Raw genomic sequence first — 15,314 nt, forward strand, 5'->3', positions numbered from 1 at the left:
GCCGTGCGACAGCGCTACTCGTCCTCCTGGTACGAGTGGCGCTGTTCCGTCCAGGGGTCGGCCAGATTGTGATAGCCCCGCTCCTCCCAGAACCCGCGCCGGTCCTGGGTCATGTACTCGATGGCGCGCAGCCACTTCGGCCCCTTGTAGCCGTACAGCTGCGGCACGACGAGCCGCAGCGGGAAACCGTGCTCGACGGTGAGGGGCTCGCCGTTGTGGTGCGTCGCCATCAGGGTCCGCTCCGAGGCGAAGTCAGCGAGCCGCAGATTGGCGTTGTAGCCGTACTCCGCCCAGGCCATGACATGGGTGACCCGCGGGTCGGGCGGAGCGAGCTCCAGCAGGACGGACGCGGGTACGCCGTAGAACTCGTGGTCCAGGGTCGTGGTGCCCGAGGCGCAGTGCAGGTCCGTGGTGACCGTGGCCGCGGGAAGCGCCATGATCTCGTCGAAACTCCAGGTGTACTTCTCCCCCGTCGCGGTGGATCCGAAGACCTGGAGGTTCCAGCGTTCGGCACGGAAGCGGGGCACGGGCCCGTAGTGCGAGACCGGCCACCCCTTCACCACCCGCTGCCCCGGCGGAACGGGCCACCCGCCGGGCGGAACGGGCCCCCGACCCGGCGGGACCGGCCCGTGTCCCGGAGGGACGGATTCACTGACCGCCACGCACCTCACCCCTCATCCGAACCGGCAACAGCAAGATCAAAACCCCCTTCTGCCTCGCAAATGCTACCTGGTATGCGCAGATCTCCTCTTGGATGATTGACCGTGCACATCCCGGCCACACGGGCTTGTTTCTGTGTCCTGCTCCAGTAGCCCGCCTCCTGGGCACCTTGATTCACTTGAGGCACCGGGACGGGGCGGTTGAGTGGCTCTCGCCGTCGCGGGACACCCGGCAGGAGGCCCCACGCCGTTCGCGGTTCGGTGCGGGGCCTCCTAGGACTTCCCCCGGCGGGACCCCCCGGCACCTGTCCTTCGCATGACACGACGTCTCAGCACCAGAGATGGTCTGGCATATGCGGATCGGGTGGGCACATCCTTGCATAGATGCCAACCGGTACGGCCGGAAGGGCTCGTATGTGAGGAGCGCGCGATGGCCGTGGTCGTCATGCAGCAGGCGTCCGCAGAGACCCCCGCGGCGGTGAGCGGCGCGCTCGACGCGGCCGGCCTCGCCGTCCGGCGCGTACGCGTCGGACCGGGGGCCGCCGCGCCCCTCGACCTCGGTGACGCGGAGGGCCTGATCCTGCTCGACGCCCCCGATCGCGCCGACACCACGGCGGCGGCCCTGGTGTGGGCCGCGATCGCCGCGCAGGTGCCGGTCCTGGCCCTCGGCGCCGGTGCCGAGCTGCTGACCGGGTCCGCGGCGCGGGCAGCGGCCACCGACGCCCTCGGCGGAGGCCTGGAAGCCACCGCGGCCACCGCCACCGACGCGCTCTTCGCCGGATCGGAGCCGCCGCCCCACACCTTCCGTCTCGGCGGCAGCGCGTGGGGCGTGCGGCCCACCGGAGGACCGGCAGGCGCCCAGGATGCCGCGCCCGGCGAAGGGTGCGAGCAACTCCTGTGCCGCTTCGCCGAGTTGGTGGCCGCGCGGGCCGAACGCACCGTCACCCGGGCCTTCTTCACCCGGCGTGCGGACGCCTGGGAGGACCGCTTCGCCCACCAGGCCCCCGCCTACGCCGCCGCCGTCACCCGCATGCGCCTGCGGCCCGGCACCACGGCCATGGACCTCGGGTGCGGCACCGGCCGCGCGATGCCCGCGCTGCGCGAACTGGTCGGGCCGCGCGGCCGGGTCATCGGCGTCGACGTCACACCGGCCATGCTCTTCGCCGCCGCCCGGCACGGCCGTACCGGCCACGGGCATCTCCTCACGGCCGACTGCACCCGGCTGCCCGTGCCGCGCGGCTGTGTGCACGGGATCTTCTCGGCGGGGCTCCTCGACCACCTGCCCGATCCCCGCACCGCCCTCGCCGAGTGGGCCCGCGTGGCCGCACGCGACTGCGTGCTCCTGCTGTTCCACCCCTCCGGCCGCGCGGAGCGTGCCGCCCGCCACGGGCGGCCACTCGACCCCGCCGACCTGCTCGCCGAGCACAATCTGCGACCCGCCCTGACGGCGACGGGCTGGCACCTGGACGAGTACGAGGACGCCTCCGGCCACTTCCTGGCCCGCGCGACCCTGGCCAGCCAAACCGGGGGGACGCGGCCCTGGAGGGGGAAGCGACCCGACCGGACGGAACAAGCCACGTAAATACACCGCTCCGCTTGTCCCTACCTCCAAATTCCAGGGCGCGCATGCCATGCCATTTGGGCCATCACCCAAGCATCTGCCAGATAATTGTCGAATTTCAGCCGTAGATGCAGGATGGACCCTGACGGTGTCCCGCGGAGGAGGCAACAGATGGACTACGGGGATCACGGCACTGCCGTGCGCGCGTGGCTGCGGGACATCGAGGTGTTCGCAGGCCCGCTTCCCGAGTTCGAGCCCGAGCAGGCACCGGCCGATCCCACGACCTTGTTCATGTCCTGGCTTTCCGAGGCCGTGCGGGACGGGCTGCGCGACCCGCACGCGATGACCCTGTCCACGGTCGACGAGGCCGGCGACCCGGACGCACGCGTCCTGATCCTGAAGGGCGTCGACGCCGGCGGCTGGCAGTTCGCCGGGCACGGCTTCAGCCCCAAGGGGCGTCAGCTGGCGGTCCGTTCGCGAGCCGCGCTCACCTTCTACTGGCCCGAGCACGGGCGGCAGGTCAGGCTGCGCGGGGCCGTGGTGCCCGGCTCCACCGAGGACAACGCGGCCGACTTCCTGAGCCGCTCGGCGACCGCCCGCGCCGAGTCACTGCTCGGACGGCAGAGCCAGTACCTGGCGGACACCGCCGAGCGGGACGAGGCTCTGGAGAAGTCCCTCGCCCAGGTCCGGAGCGAGCCGGCGCTCGTCGACGCCGCCTGGACGCTCTACACCCTCGCTCCGGCGGAGGTGGAGTTCTGGCAGGCGGCCAGGAGCCGCGTCCACACGCGGCTGCGGTACGAGCGGGCCGAGCAGGGCTGGGAACGCTTCCGGCTCTGGTCGTAGTCCCCCCCTGCCGGTCCCCCGCTCCCGCCCGGCACAACCGAGGGGCGCGCGGGACCCTTCCACGGTTCCTGCTCACGAAGCGAGGCAAACCCATGACCACACGCACCGAGGACGGCAGCGCCGGAGACGTCGACTACGGCACCATCGGCTCCGGGTATTCCACGTACCGCCGCCCCGACGAGCGGATCGCCCGGCACATCGCCGAGGCGCTCGGCACCGCCCGGACAGTCCTCAACGTCGGCGCCGGCTCGGGATCCTACGAGAACGCGGCGCAGGCGGTGACGGCGGTGGAGCCCTCGGAGTCGATGCGTGCCCAGCGGCCCGCCCGCCTGGTGCGCGCCATAGACGCCGTGGCCGAGAACCTGCCGTTCACGGACGGGGAGTTCGACGGGGCGATGACGCTGTTCAGCGTGCACCAGTGGTCGGACGTCCGGGCCGGGCTGCGCGAGATGCGGCGGGTGACCCGCGGCCCCGTGGTCGTCCTCACCTGCGATCCCGCCCTGGTACGCGACTTCTGGCTGTACCGGTACGCGCCCGAGGTCCTCGACACCGAGGCACGGCGCTACCCGGCCGTCGAGGAGGTGGCCGCCGCCCTGGGCGGCAACTGCACCGTCCGGGCCGTGCCCATCCCGCTGGACTGCACGGACGGCTTCAACGAGGCCTACTACGGGCGCCCCGAGAAGCTCCTCGACCCGGCAGCCCGTCAGGCCTGCTCCGCCTGGAGCTTCGTCGACGACCTGGCCCGCGAACGCTTCGACACCGACCTGCGCCGCGATCTGGCCTCCGGGGCGTGGGACGAGGAGTTCGGGTCGCTGCGCCACCGGCCGGTCTACGAGGGCTCCCTGGTGGTCGTGCGGGCCGTGCCGTAAGCACCCGTACGCGAGGCAGCGGAAGCAGAGGAACGGCACCATGGCAGTACCGGACCGGATGGACGAGCAGTTGCGGGCCCTGGGGCTGGTCGAGGGGCAGCGGGCCGCCCGGGCCCTGTTCTCCGAGGTGACCGCCCGGGGGCTGATCGCCCCCGGGTGGCTGGAGAGCGAAGTGGCCTACCGGATATGGGAGTTGGCCCGCGAGATGTCACCCCGGGTCCCGCGCCGTCCGCTTCCGGTGGTGCGGTCGGGACCGCAGTGCGTCCTGCCCGGCGGCCAGGAACCCACGGACGACCGGGTCATCGAGGCGGACGACCTGGTGATCGCCGACCTCGGCCCGATGTTCGCCGGCTACGGAACCGCCTTCGCCCGTACGGCAGTTGCCGGGCGGGACCCCGACCGGCTCCGGCTCCTGGACGATCTGCCGAGGGTCTTCACGGCCGTCCGCGAGGCCTTCCACGCCGAACTCCCCATGACGGGAGCCGCGTTGTACGCCGAGGCCCGGACCCTGGCCACCAAGGCGGGCTGGACGCTGGGCGGATGGCACGCGGGCCGTCTGACGGACGCCACCCCGCCCGCACGGGCGGACGCGGTACGGGCCGAGGCCTGGATCTCCCCGGACAACGACCGGCCCCTGCGCAGGACCACCGACGAGGGCCGGCAGGCGCACTGGGTCCTGGAGATCCACCTGGTCGACGAGCACCGGGGATTCGGCGGCACGTACACGGGCCTGCTCGACCTGGCGTGAGCGGCGGCCGGCCGGGCCGGGGCGCGAGCGGCGGCCCCGGCCCGGTCGTCGGCTACTTGCCGGGCCCCCGCAGGCGCCCGAACGCCTTCGTCAGGCCGCTCAGGGGCGAGGCCTCCGCCTTCACCGGCCTCGGGCCCGGAAGCCTGGGGGCGTCCACGCCGGGTGCCTCGGCGAGGGCCGCGTGGGCCGCCTCCGCCGCCTCGCGATAGAGGTCGCGCTGGTGGGTCATGGCGTCGAGTGCCTCCGCGTACTGGGCGGCCATCGCCTGGGCGTGGGCCAGCTCCTCCTGCGGGTCGAGCAGGTGCCAGCCCCGGCGAAGGCGGGTCAGCGCCTGCTCGGCGTCGGCCGCGAGGGGCTGCGGCAGGGCCGCGAACTCCCGGATTCTGTCCAGGAGTTCGGTCGGTTCCGAGCCGTCGAGGAAGACGGTGCGCACAGTGAAGCGGTCCGCGTCGTACCACGCGCTCGGCGGCGCCGTGGGCAGCACGACGCCGCCACCGCGAGGCATCCGCACGCTCAGCTCACGCTTCATCGCGTGGTCGGCGATCTGCGCCTGCTCCGGCGTGCCCCGGTGCTCGATCACCCGGTGGCGCAGGCTCGCCGGCAGGAAGGCCGAGATCGGGCGCTGGCCCCGGGCGTCCGGCGTCATCGCCTCGTGCACCACGACATGGATGTACCAACTCTGCCGGGTGCAGTCCCGCAGCAGGTGACGCAGCTCGTCGTCGTCCTTCGGCAGGTGGTTCGTGGTCCGCAGCCGCAGGTTCGCCACGGTGTCGTGGTCCCAGTCGATCTGGTCGCTGTCCGGCCAGAACATCGTCGCGGGCGACGGCCAGTGCGCGTCCCACGCCCGCTCGGCCTCGGCGGCCAGGACCCAGGTGACGCCCTCGTCCCCCTTGCGACGGCTGTCGGGCTCGTACGTGGTCAGCTGTGCGCGCACGGTGACGTCGTCGGACACCCGCCAGCGGGCCTCGAAGAGGCGGCGGGCCGACGGGCCGGGGTCGGCGGACTCGTCCCGCGGGTACAGGACGGTGGGGCGCGCCGCCTCGACGGGGTCGAGGTCCAGGAAGTCGTCCAGCACCCCGGCCGCCTTGAGGGCGATCAGGTTGCGCCGGACGTCGCGCTCGGGCTCGGGCCCGAGGTGGCGCCCGCGCCCCAGCCACGCGGTGTCGGGGACGGTGGTCGGGGAGGTGCTGTTCTTGGCCATGGAGTCGTTCTGTGAGTGATCGGGGCCCGACCAGTATGCTCCGTGGCTCTCTCGATGCAAGCGGCACCACCGCCCCGGCCGCGGCCCGGTCTTTTGCCTGTCTGCACATACCGGTCGAGTCGACATTTAGCGGTCACCGCGAACGATCATGAGCGGGGTCCGGGGGTCGGGGCGATCCCTGCGTCGAGCGGGGTCCGGCGGGACGGGAGAGGGCCGGAGACCGAGAGGGCCCCCGGATCCGTCCGGGGGCCCTCTCAGTAGGTGCCGGTGTCGCTCGCGCCCGCGCGCGTTTCGCCGGTGCGGTCCCGAAGGACCCGGGCGGTGCGGCTCAGTTCGCCGCCGGTACCGCCCCCGTGGGAGCGGCCGCCGGCTTCGGGTTGAGCAGGCGCTCGGCCAACTCGCCGAGGATCAGGCCGAGTCCGCCCCACAGAGTGGCCTGGATGGCCAGTGCGGAGAGCCGGAACCGCCACAGCAGGGTGGCCGGGAAGTCGGTCGGCACCTCGTTGATGACCGGCAGGAACGCGTACGCGAGGCCGATCACCAGGGCGAAGACGGCCAGCGCGACGACCGTGGCGTACCAGGTGCCCAGGCGCGGCGCGAGGCGCTTGCCCAGGATGGTCGCGGCGATCGCGAGCAGCACGCTGAGCACCATCATCAGGAAGTACAGGGAGGTCCGCTTGCCGATGGTGTCGGGGTCGCCGACCGACGGCGGGTTCGCCGGGTACTTCAGGAACGGCACGACGTACACGGCGAGCAGCGCCGCTCCCGACAGGAGCAGGGCCGTCGCGCGCGGGGAGAAGCGGCCGACCCGGCCGAGCGCGAAGCAGAACGCGAGCGCGGCGATGCCGCCGAAGGCGATCCCGTAGACCAGGACGCCGGTGGCGAGACCGGCGGTGGACTGCAGGGAGCGCGAGACGAGTTCGACCTCGTGCTCGTGGGCCGGGGCGTGCGCCTCCTCGAAGCCGATGGCGCTGTCGACGCCGGGCTCACCGAGGAAGTACGCCACGACGAGGGCGAGCAGGCCGGCACCGAGGCCGGCGAGCATGCCCCGCACGAGGAGGTTTCTGACCGTTGCGGAGTTCATGGGTGTTCGGCGTCCCTCGATCAGTGGCAGGGGAAGCCGAGCAGGTGACGGGCGTCGTGGACCCACTCGTGGACCCCCGCGCCGTTGACGACGGAGGTGGCGCCCTGTTCGGCGCCGACGAAGTACAGCAGGACCAGCATCAGGATGCCGAAGAAGGCCGCCCAGGGGGCGACGGCGCTCAGCGGCAGCTTTGCGGGAAGGGCGGGGGTGGTGGCAGTCGGCTGGGCGACATGCTGCGCCATGGCAGGGGCCTCCTCTGGGAGTTCGCGTCCCATCTCGGTGGTGCACATGACGACGGCTACGGGTCTGACTCCGATCCGCCTCTCCTGGGCGACTCGTTCACAGTGGCGCGACCGTGCCGGATTTCCACCGGCTTCCGTTCTGGCGTCGTCGATATCGGACTGACGGTACCGCGCGGCCGGGAACTGGCCAAGACCGTCCCACCTGGCGTGATCTTCCTCTCCCGCCCGGCGTGAACCCGGCTCCGGAAAGGCCCGGTTCGGCCGTCGCTGCCCGGATCGCGTCAGGAGGTTGCGCGGGCCGCGTAGGCGCGGACGTCGGCGTCGCTGTCCCCGGTCGCGGTCGCCAGTGCGTCGCGCGCCTCCGGGTGGGCGCGGTGGGCGAGCAGGGCCTGGATGGCCGCCTTGCGCACGTCCGCGTTGGCGTCCGCCAGGGCACCGGCCAGCGCCGGTACGGCCTCGGCGGGCTCGGCCGCCCTGAGCGCGGCGGCGGCCCCGGCCCGGACCTGCCACGCGGGATCGATGAGCGCGCTCGTGGCCGGTCCGGTGTATGCGGGCGGGCAGCCGGTCACCGCGAGCGCGGCGAACGCGGCCGCCTTGACCAGCGGGTCGAGGTCGGCGAGGAGCGGGCGGAGCGGTGCCGGTTCGGGGGTGCGTACGGCCGCGAGGCCTCGGGCTACCGCGACCCGCACCTCGCGGGCGGCGTCGAACGCGGCCGACGCCAGGTCCCCGGTCGCGTCCACCGAGACGAGGCCCCGCACCGCGTGGATGCGGACCTCGATGTCGGCGTCCGCGAGCGCGGCCGCGTACACCGGCGCCCCGCCCAGGCGCAGCGCCCGCAGCACTTCCAGGGCGGCGGTGCGCACGGCGGGGTCGGGCACGTCGAGCGCGGCCCGCAGCGCGGCCCCCAACTCGGCCTCGGCGGGCAGTACTTCGACCAGTTCGCGCAGGGCGGCCGCGGCGGCGGAGCGCACCTGGGGCGCGTTGTCGCGCAGGCGCGCGGCCAGTACGGGCCCCGCGCCGGACGGCACGGTCTCGCCGAGTGCGGTGACGGCGGCCGTGCGGACCGCGGGGTCGGGGTCGGCGAGGTAGGGGCGGAGGGCGTCCAGATCGGGGGACTCCTCGGCCAGCGTGAGCAGCCGCAGCAGGGCGGGGTCGGATGCCGCCCCGGGAGCCGCGGGGGCCGGAGCCGCGGCACCCGCCGGACGGGAGGCGGCGGCGCCGGGGCCCGCCGTGGCCACCGGGATCAGCGCGACCTGTCCGAGCGGCCGCTCGGGCCCGCCGACGGGTGCGAACTCGGGGACGGGGACCACGTACGGCTCGACCGGCCGGGCGGTGAACTCCATCGCCCCGGAAGGGGACTTGCGCAGATCGAGGTGGTGCAGCCAGCCCGCGTCGTCCTGCTCGGGGTGGTCGAGGCGCTCGTGGTAGAGGCCCCAGCGGGACTCGGTGCGGGCCAGCGAGGCGCGGGCCGCCATCTCGGCGCAGTCCCGGATGAACGACACCTCGGCGCAGCGCATCAGTTCGTGCGGGGTGCGCGCGCCCATCCCGCCGATCTCGCCGGGCATCCGCAGGACCGGGAAGTCACCCATCGACCCGATGTCGATCTTGCCCGCCGCCATCTGGGCGGTGATCGGGGCGTCGGTCGCGTAGTCCTGCCACTTCACCTCGTACGTGGTGCCGTCCCGCTTGCCGAGGGCCGTGAGTTCCTGCTCGAAGTAGCCGAGGGAGCGCAGCAGGGTGCCCGCCGTGACGGTGTTGATGGTCTTGGACTGGTAGCCGACGGTGACGGTGACCGTCTTCGCCCCGCCCCCGGCGTCGGCGCCGGCCCCACCCCCGCAGGCGGTGGCGAGCGGTAGGGCCAGAGCGAGGGCGAGGTGCGTGGCAACTCGCCTGCGGAACATGGTGGTTGGGCCTTTCACCGGAGCAGATAGGGCATGTTGACGGTGACCGCGCCGGTGGGACAGCGGGCGGCACAGGGGCCGCAGTACCAGCACTCGTCCACGTGCATGTACGCCTTGCCGCTGTCCGCGTGGATCGCGAGGGAGTCGAGCGGGCACATGTCGACGCAGAGCGTGCAGCCGTCGATGCACTTCGACTCGTCGATCGTCACCGGCACATCGGCGCGCTGCGGTACGAGAGGCATGGGGGTCTCCAGGAAAGGGGCGCGGGGGAAGAGGCGCAGGGAAGGCGGGTTCGGGGAAGGCGGGTTCGGGGTTCAAAGGGAGCGGTGCAGCACGCCGCTCATGCTGATGCGGTCCCCGCGGAAGCGGATGAACTCCAGTTCCACGGGTCGCCCGTCGGGCATATGGGTCATCCGCTCCAGCATCAACACGGCCGCACCGCGCGGGACTTGGAGCACGGCCGCCGAGTGGGCGTCGGCGTTGACGGCCTCGATGCAGACCTCGGCGTGACCGAGCGGGCCGCCGGTCAGGGATTCGAGGAGGCGGAACACGTCGGTGTTCTCCAGGTCGCAGCCGAGCAGTTCACCGCCCACGTCCAGCGGCAGGTAGGACAGATCGAGCGAGAGCGGAAGCCCGTTCAGCCGGCGCAGCCGCTCGACGCACAGCACATCGCTCTGCTCCGGCAGGCCGAGCCGGTGCGCCACCGGACTCGGGGCACGCACCGGGCCGACGGTGCGCACCTCGTTGGTGACCCTGCCGTGCTCGTGCAGGGTCTCGGCCAGGCCCTGGAGGCGGTCCAGGCCGTGCGGATACTTCTTCTCGCAGACCACCACGGTGCCGACGCCGGGTTGGCGCTCGACCAGTTGCTCGTCGCGCAGCATCTCCAGGGCCTGGCGCACGGTGTTGCGGCTGACGCGGTAGTCGGCGGCGACGGCGTGTTCCAGCGGGAGCACACCGCCGGGGAAGCCGCCCGCCAGGATCTGGTGGCGCAGCAGGTCGGCGAGCTGCCGGGCCTGGTCGGCGCGCAGTCGCCGACGGCGCGCGGCGGCGACCGGAAGCGAGGCGGGAGCGGGTTCTGCTGGCATGGCAGGGAACGTACCGGGCGGGCCGTCCCCGTGGTGTTGCCGCAATATTGCGCCACTTCGCGCCGGACCACCATGTCGTTGACCTGTGGCTTCCCCCGGCGACGGGCGAGATCCGCCACCCGGGTGCCCACGGGGTGGACGGAGCGCGGCGGGCAGGGCGCCGATGTGTTCACGTTCCGCCCGGCCCCAATCTCGAACTGTGCGAAGGCGCGGACGGACCATGACGCGTTTCCGCTGCCCCCTTGCCGGGGAGACCCGCGGCGGTGTGCGGGGCAGGAACAGCCCCGGCCGCTCTCCCGCCCCTGCCCAGCGCGGCCCACCTGTGTGGACGGCGTCCCGGCCGGCTCGGGGAGCCCGGCCCCACGCCCCGTACACGCACCGAGGGAAGGTCCGGAGGCGGTGTTCAGCCTGACCGAATCCCATCGGTACCCGGGCAAACATCACGAAGGCGCGATCATCGTATCGAGTTAATGTCCCCGGCTTCCCTTGGTCCGGTGGGCGAACCGGCCGTTAGTGTCCTTCTGGCTCTGGACGGAATCCGTTCGTATACCCCCTTTCCCTCCTCTTGCCCGGCGCGTCCCGTACGCCCGTCGCCGACCCGACCAAGGAGCGCTCGCCCGATGACTGTTGACTCGAGCCCGGACACTCGACTGGAGCCGCCACGGCAGTCCCTGGGCAAGGCCGCCGCGCGCAACCTCGCCACCACCACCAAGTCCGCCCCGCAGATGCAGGAGATCAGCGACCGCTGGCTGCTGCGGATGCTCCCCTGGGTCGAGGCCAAGGGCGGGGTCTACCGCGTCAACCGGCGCCTGACCTACACCGTCGGCGACGGTCGGGTGGAGTTCGTCCAGGACGGCGCCACGGTCCGGGTGATCCCTCACCAGCTGGGTGAACTGGCGCTGCTGCGCGGCTTCGACGACGTGGAGGTGCTCACCGCGCTCGCCGACCGCTGCGTCCAGCGGGACTTCGCGGCCGGCGAGACGCTGGTCGAGCGGGGCTCCCCGGCGGACCGGCTGTATCTGATCGCCCATGGCCGCATCGGCCAGACCTCCGTCGGCGGGTACGGGGACGAGTTGTCCTTCGACGTGCTGGGCGACGGCGACCACTTCGGCGAACACGGCCTGCTGGACGAGACCGCCCGCTGGGAGCACACCGCGACCGCCGAGACCTCGGGCACCCTGCTCACGCTCTCCCGCGCCGACTTCGACAGTGTTCGTTCCTCGGCACCGGCCCTGCGGGACCACGTGGAGCGGTTCGTCACGCTTCCGCGCCGACGGCAGAACCACAAGGGCGAGGCCGAGATCGCGATGTCGGCCGGCCACAAGGGCGAGCACGAACTGCGGAGCGCCTTCGTCGACTACGAGGCCACTCCGCGCGAGTACGAGCTCTCGGTGGCTCAGACCGTTCTGCGGGTGCACACCAGGGTCGCCGACCTGTACAACGGGCCGATGAACCAGACCGGGGAGCAACTCCGGCTCACGATCGCGGCGTTGCGCGAGCGCCAGGAGCACGAGCTCATCAACAACCGGGAGTTCGGCCTGCTCCACAACGCCGACTTCAAGCAGCGCATCCAGCCGCGGTCCGGCCCGCCGACCCCGGACGACATGGACGAGTTGCTCTGTCGGCGCCGCGGCTCCAGGTTCTATCTGGCCCACCCGAGGACGATCGCCGCGATCGGCCGCGAGTTCAACGCGTGCGGCCTGCGCCCCGCCCAGGTCGATCTCGACGGTCACCTGGTGCAGGCCTGGCGCGGGGTGCCGATCCTGCCCTGCGACAAGATCCCCATCACCCCGGAGATGACCAGCTCCATCCTCATCATGCGTACCGGCGAGGACAGCCAGGGTGTCATCGGTCTGCGGCAGACGGGCCTGCCGGACGAGTACGAACCGGGGCTCTCGGTCCGCTTCACGGGCCTGGACGAGAAGGCGATGACCTCCTACCTCGTCAGCACCTACTACTCGGCCGCCATTCTCGTGCCGGACGCGGTCGGCGTCCTGGAGAACGTGCAGATCGCCCGCCGGCCCAGTTAGCCGGCCCGGCCCGCCCGACACCGCGCGACCCCGCACTGCCTCCGGGGCCGGTCGAGCATGCCCGAACCGCCCGGGGACAGCCGCCCACCGCACCAAGGAGTCCTGGATTGCCCGCTCCCGATCTGACACCTCCTCAGTCGAGTCTGCCCGAGGCCGTCGCCCACTTCGGGGCCTACACCCTCGCCGACGCGGCGGCCCGTGCCCGTGACATCAAGGCCGCCACGGGTGCGCCACCGGGCGTGCCCAGCCGGTCCACCGCACCTGCCCCGGCTCCGGTACCTTCCATCGCCGTTCCGACCGCTCCGGCCCCTCCCGTCCCGGCCGCGCCCATCTCGGCCCCGACGGCACCGGCCCCACCCTCCCCCGCTCCCCCCGCCGTGCCCGCGGCCGGGCTGCCGGACGTCGAGGTGCCGCCGCAGAGCACCGACCTGGACCGGCTCCTGCGCGGCCCCCGCGGAATCGGCACGTCGGGCCTTCGCCTGACCCTGCGCGAGGAGACGCCGGTACCGGCAGAGCTGCCGGTGGTCGAGGGCACCCCGATTCCGGGCCTCTATTACCACCCGGTGGCCGAACCCGATCCGGTCCGGGTCGAGGAGGTCAGCCGCAGGATCAAGTCCTGGGCGCTGGACGAGGTTTCGCTGTACCCGGACGACTGGGAGGAGGAGTTCGACGGCTTCTCCGTGGGCCGTTACATGGTCGTCTGCCACCCGGACGCCCCGTCGGTCGACCACTTGATGCTCGCCACCCGTCTCATGGTGGCCGAGAACGCGGTGGACGACTGCTACTGCGAGGACCACGGCGGCTCGCCCATCGGCCTCGGCGAGCGGCTGCTGCTCGCCCACACCGCCCTCGACCCCTTGTACACGACCGGGGAGTACCAGTCCCAGTGGGCCCGGTCGTTGCACTCGGACGCGCCCCGGCGGGCATACCGCTCCGCCATGGAGTACTTCGTCCGGGCGGCCAGCGACTCACAGTCCGACCGGTACCGGCACGACATGGCCCGGCTGCACCTGGGGTACCTCGCCGAGGCGGCCTGGGCGCAGCAGGACCGGGTTCCCGAGGTGTGGGAGTACCTGGCGATGCGCCAGTTCAACAACTTCCGCCCCTGTCCCACCATCACCGACACCGTCGGTGGCTACGAACTGCCGGCGGACCTGCACGCGCGGGCCGACATGCAGAAGGTCATCGCGCTCGCCGGCAACGCGACGACCATCGTGAACGACCTGTACTCGTACACCAAGGAACTCGATGCACCCGGGCGGCACTTGAACCTGCCCGTCGTGATCGCCGAGCGGGAGGACCTCTCCGACCGGGAGGCCTATCTGAAGTCGGTCGAGGTCCACAACGACCTCATGCACGACTTCGAGTCCGCAGCCGAGGCCCTGGCCACCGACTGCCCCCTCCCGAACGTGCAGCGCTTCCTGCGCGGCGTGGCCGCCTGGGTCGACGGAAACCACCACTGGCACCAAACGAACACCTATCGCTACAGCCTGCCCGACTTCTGGTAGGAAGAATGGACTCATCTGTGACCAGCACCGAACTCACCGCCACCGACGCCTCCCTCTTCATCCCCGGCCCGGCTACGCCCTACCAGGGCGACATCGCGCGCTACTGGGACGGCGAGGCCAGGCCCGTGAACCTGCGTCTCGGCGATGTCGACGGTCTCTACCACCATCACTACGGCATCGGCGACGTCGACCACTCCGCGCTCGGCGACCCGAGTGACAGCGAGAGTGAGAAGAAGCTGATCAGCGAGCTGCACCGGCTGGAGTCGGCGCAGGCCGAGGTCCTCCTGGGGCACCTGGGTGAGATCGGACGCGACGACACCCTGGTGGACGCCGGCTGCGGCCGGGGCGGCTCGATGGTGATGGCGCACCAGCGCTTCGGGTGCAAGGTCGAGGGTGTCACCCTGTCGGCCAAGCAGGCCGACTTCGCCAACAACCGGGCCCGCGAACTCGGCATCCAGGACCACGTCCGCTCCCGGGTCTGCAACATGCTGTCCACGCCCTTCGAGACCGGCCAGGCCGCGGGCTCGTGGAACAACGAGTCCAGCATGTACGTGGATCTCGACGACCTGTTCGCCGAGCACTCCCGCATCCTGCGGGTGGGCGGTCGCTATGTGACCATCACCGGCTGCTGGAACCCGCGGTACGGCCAGCCCTCGAAGTGGGTCTCGCAGATCAACGCGCACTTCGAGTGCAACATCCACTCGCGCCGCGAGTACCTGCGCGCGATGGCCGACAACCGCCTGGTCCCGCAGGCCGTCATCGACCTCACCCCCGACACCCTGCCCTACTGGGAGCTGCGGGCCACGTCCTCGCTCGTCACGGGCATCGAGGAGGCGTTCATCAACTCCTACCGGGACGGCTCGTTCCAGTACGTCCTCATCGCGGCGGACCGGGTCTGACCCCTTCGCAACAGCGACAGCGACAGCGACCAACCCGAGAGCGGCGCCCCCACCCGGGGCGTCGCTCTTCCGCGTTCACACCCCCGCCACTTGGGCATCGTGAAATTTCGGCCGCCATTGGTTACGGCGTTCCCATGTTCATACGTTCGGGTTGAGTCGAGGCTCGGCCCCAACACCCCTTGTGTGAAAGCTTCTTGGTGCGCCGGCGCACACAGCCCGGTGAAGCGGAGGTGGCGGGCGGTGGGGCGAGGAGCCCGGGTGGAGTTCCCGCCGGGCTTTCAGGGTTTTCCCGCGTTGGCGAGCCCGGCCCGACCGGTGGTTGTGTTCGGGCGGCAACGACCACCGAACCACCCCGAGGAGAACGTCGTGCTCGAACGCGTCTACCGGAAGCTCGTCCTGCTGCTCCCGGAGCGGCCCGACACCGCCCTTCCACTGCAGGTGATCGCCCAGACCGCGGTGGTCGGCATACTCGCCGTCACGGCCCGCTGGGCCTCGGTGCTGGTGACCGCCACGGTGGCGGGCGTGGTGTGGATGGGGCTGCCTCCGGAGGCGCTGGTGATGGCCGCGCCGATGGCATGGGCGGACCGGACCGTGGTCATCTACCTCCGCGTCACCCGGCTGTAGTCGGACCGGCCGAGAATCGCCGGGGCCGTCCACACGCACCCCCAACTGGGCTCCACAGCA

15 protein-coding genes are annotated in these 15,314 nt (G+C 72.0%); 8 read left to right on the plus strand and 7 right to left on the minus strand.

Annotated features, from left to right (window positions below; all coding sequences use genetic code 11):
- Window positions 1-14 precede the first annotated feature (14 nt).
- Complete coding sequence (locus IE267_RS13405; protein ID WP_308432619.1) at window positions 15-527, minus strand: molybdopterin-dependent oxidoreductase; 513 nt, start codon at window positions 525-527, stop codon at window positions 15-17.
- A gap of 562 nt (window positions 528-1,089) precedes the next feature.
- Here IE267_RS13405 and IE267_RS13410 point away from each other — a divergent pair.
- The 4 genes from IE267_RS13410 (at window position 1,090) to IE267_RS13425 (ending at window position 4,680) form a co-directional block, all read left to right on the plus strand.
- Entirely contained in the window at window positions 1,090-2,241 is a 1,152-nt protein-coding gene (locus tag IE267_RS13410; RefSeq protein ID WP_189763340.1) for a class I SAM-dependent methyltransferase, read from the plus strand.
- A gap of 150 nt (window positions 2,242-2,391) precedes the next feature.
- On the plus strand, window positions 2,392-3,063 hold the full coding sequence (locus IE267_RS13415; protein ID WP_189763341.1) for a pyridoxine/pyridoxamine 5'-phosphate oxidase: 672 nt from the start codon (window positions 2,392-2,394) through the stop codon (window positions 3,061-3,063).
- 92 nt (window positions 3,064-3,155) lie between these two features.
- Complete coding sequence (locus IE267_RS13420) at window positions 3,156-3,932, plus strand: class I SAM-dependent methyltransferase (protein ID WP_189763342.1); 777 nt, start codon at window positions 3,156-3,158, stop codon at window positions 3,930-3,932.
- A gap of 40 nt (window positions 3,933-3,972) precedes the next feature.
- A complete protein-coding gene (locus IE267_RS13425; RefSeq protein ID WP_229861101.1) occupies window positions 3,973-4,680 on the plus strand; it encodes a M24 family metallopeptidase in 708 nt (235 codons plus the stop codon).
- Between the two features lie 52 nt (window positions 4,681-4,732).
- Here the strand turns inward: IE267_RS13425 and IE267_RS13430 are convergent, their stop codons facing one another.
- The 6 genes from IE267_RS13430 to IE267_RS13455 all read right to left on the minus strand — a co-directional run bounded on the left by IE267_RS13430 (window position 4,733) and on the right by IE267_RS13455 (window position 10,193).
- Window positions 4,733-5,881: a hypothetical protein gene (locus tag IE267_RS13430; RefSeq protein WP_189763343.1), complete on the minus strand. Its 1,149-nt coding sequence runs from the start codon at window positions 5,879-5,881 to the stop codon at window positions 4,733-4,735.
- 328 nt (window positions 5,882-6,209) lie between these two features.
- Entirely contained in the window at window positions 6,210-6,965 is a 756-nt protein-coding gene (locus IE267_RS13435) for a CbtA family protein (RefSeq protein ID WP_189763344.1), read from the minus strand.
- A gap of 20 nt (window positions 6,966-6,985) precedes the next feature.
- Window positions 6,986-7,207, minus strand: coding sequence for a CbtB domain-containing protein (locus IE267_RS13440; RefSeq protein WP_161255878.1), 222 nt, complete (start codon window positions 7,205-7,207; stop codon window positions 6,986-6,988).
- A gap of 281 nt (window positions 7,208-7,488) precedes the next feature.
- The gene (locus IE267_RS40130; RefSeq protein ID WP_189763345.1) at window positions 7,489-9,108 is read right to left on the minus strand and encodes a HEAT repeat domain-containing protein; all 1,620 of its coding nucleotides are present in this window, start codon (window positions 9,106-9,108) and stop codon (window positions 7,489-7,491) included.
- 14 nt (window positions 9,109-9,122) lie between these two features.
- A complete protein-coding gene (locus IE267_RS13450) occupies window positions 9,123-9,350 on the minus strand; it encodes a 4Fe-4S dicluster domain-containing protein (RefSeq protein WP_161255889.1) in 228 nt (75 codons plus the stop codon).
- A 72-nt stretch (window positions 9,351-9,422) separates the two neighbouring features.
- Entirely contained in the window at window positions 9,423-10,193 is a 771-nt protein-coding gene (locus IE267_RS13455) for a GntR family transcriptional regulator (protein ID WP_189763346.1), read from the minus strand.
- 620 nt (window positions 10,194-10,813) lie between these two features.
- Between IE267_RS13455 and IE267_RS13460 the strand changes: the two genes are divergently transcribed.
- The 4 genes from IE267_RS13460 to IE267_RS13475 all read left to right on the plus strand — a co-directional run bounded on the left by IE267_RS13460 (window position 10,814) and on the right by IE267_RS13475 (window position 15,254).
- Entirely contained in the window at window positions 10,814-12,223 is a 1,410-nt protein-coding gene (locus IE267_RS13460) for a family 2B encapsulin nanocompartment shell protein (RefSeq protein WP_189763347.1), read from the plus strand.
- Between the two features lie 107 nt (window positions 12,224-12,330).
- Window positions 12,331-13,731 (plus strand): family 2 encapsulin nanocompartment cargo protein terpene cyclase, encoded by a 1,401-nt coding sequence (locus IE267_RS13465; RefSeq protein WP_189763348.1) that lies wholly within the window; start codon window positions 12,331-12,333, stop codon window positions 13,729-13,731.
- A gap of 17 nt (window positions 13,732-13,748) precedes the next feature.
- Window positions 13,749-14,630 (plus strand): geranyl diphosphate 2-C-methyltransferase, encoded by an 882-nt coding sequence (locus IE267_RS13470; RefSeq protein WP_161255473.1) that lies wholly within the window; start codon window positions 13,749-13,751, stop codon window positions 14,628-14,630.
- Between the two features lie 366 nt (window positions 14,631-14,996).
- On the plus strand, window positions 14,997-15,254 hold the full coding sequence (locus tag IE267_RS13475) for a hypothetical protein (RefSeq protein WP_167162288.1): 258 nt from the start codon (window positions 14,997-14,999) through the stop codon (window positions 15,252-15,254).
- Window positions 15,255-15,314 lie beyond the last annotated feature (60 nt).

Origin of the sequence: Streptomyces xanthochromogenes (assembly GCF_014650455.1) — a bacterium.
GTDB lineage: Bacteria > Actinomycetota > Actinomycetes > Streptomycetales > Streptomycetaceae > Streptomyces > Streptomyces xanthochromogenes.

Excerpts from the sequence above, each read along its gene's own strand:
- IE267_RS13455 (WP_189763346.1), bottom strand. The coding sequence starts at position 10,193 with ATGCCAGCAGAACCCGCTCCCGCCTCGCTTCCGGTCGCCGCCGCGCGC.
- IE267_RS13410 (WP_189763340.1), top strand. The coding sequence starts at position 1,090 with ATGGCCGTGGTCGTCATGCAGCAGGCGTCCGCAGAGACCCCCGCGGCG.
- IE267_RS13440 (WP_161255878.1), bottom strand. The coding sequence starts at position 7,207 with ATGGCGCAGCATGTCGCCCAGCCGACTGCCACCACCCCCGCCCTTCCC.
- IE267_RS13420 (WP_189763342.1), top strand. The coding sequence starts at position 3,156 with ATGACCACACGCACCGAGGACGGCAGCGCCGGAGACGTCGACTACGGC.
- IE267_RS40130 (WP_189763345.1), bottom strand. The coding sequence starts at position 9,108 with ATGTTCCGCAGGCGAGTTGCCACGCACCTCGCCCTCGCTCTGGCCCTA.
- IE267_RS13435 (WP_189763344.1), bottom strand. The coding sequence starts at position 6,965 with ATGAACTCCGCAACGGTCAGAAACCTCCTCGTGCGGGGCATGCTCGCC.
- IE267_RS13450 (WP_161255889.1), bottom strand. The coding sequence starts at position 9,350 with ATGCCTCTCGTACCGCAGCGCGCCGATGTGCCGGTGACGATCGACGAG.
- IE267_RS13415 (WP_189763341.1), top strand. The coding sequence starts at position 2,392 with ATGGACTACGGGGATCACGGCACTGCCGTGCGCGCGTGGCTGCGGGAC.
- IE267_RS13425 (WP_229861101.1), top strand. The coding sequence starts at position 3,973 with ATGGCAGTACCGGACCGGATGGACGAGCAGTTGCGGGCCCTGGGGCTG.
- IE267_RS13430 (WP_189763343.1), bottom strand. The coding sequence starts at position 5,881 with ATGGCCAAGAACAGCACCTCCCCGACCACCGTCCCCGACACCGCGTGG.
- IE267_RS13460 (WP_189763347.1), top strand. The coding sequence starts at position 10,814 with ATGACTGTTGACTCGAGCCCGGACACTCGACTGGAGCCGCCACGGCAG.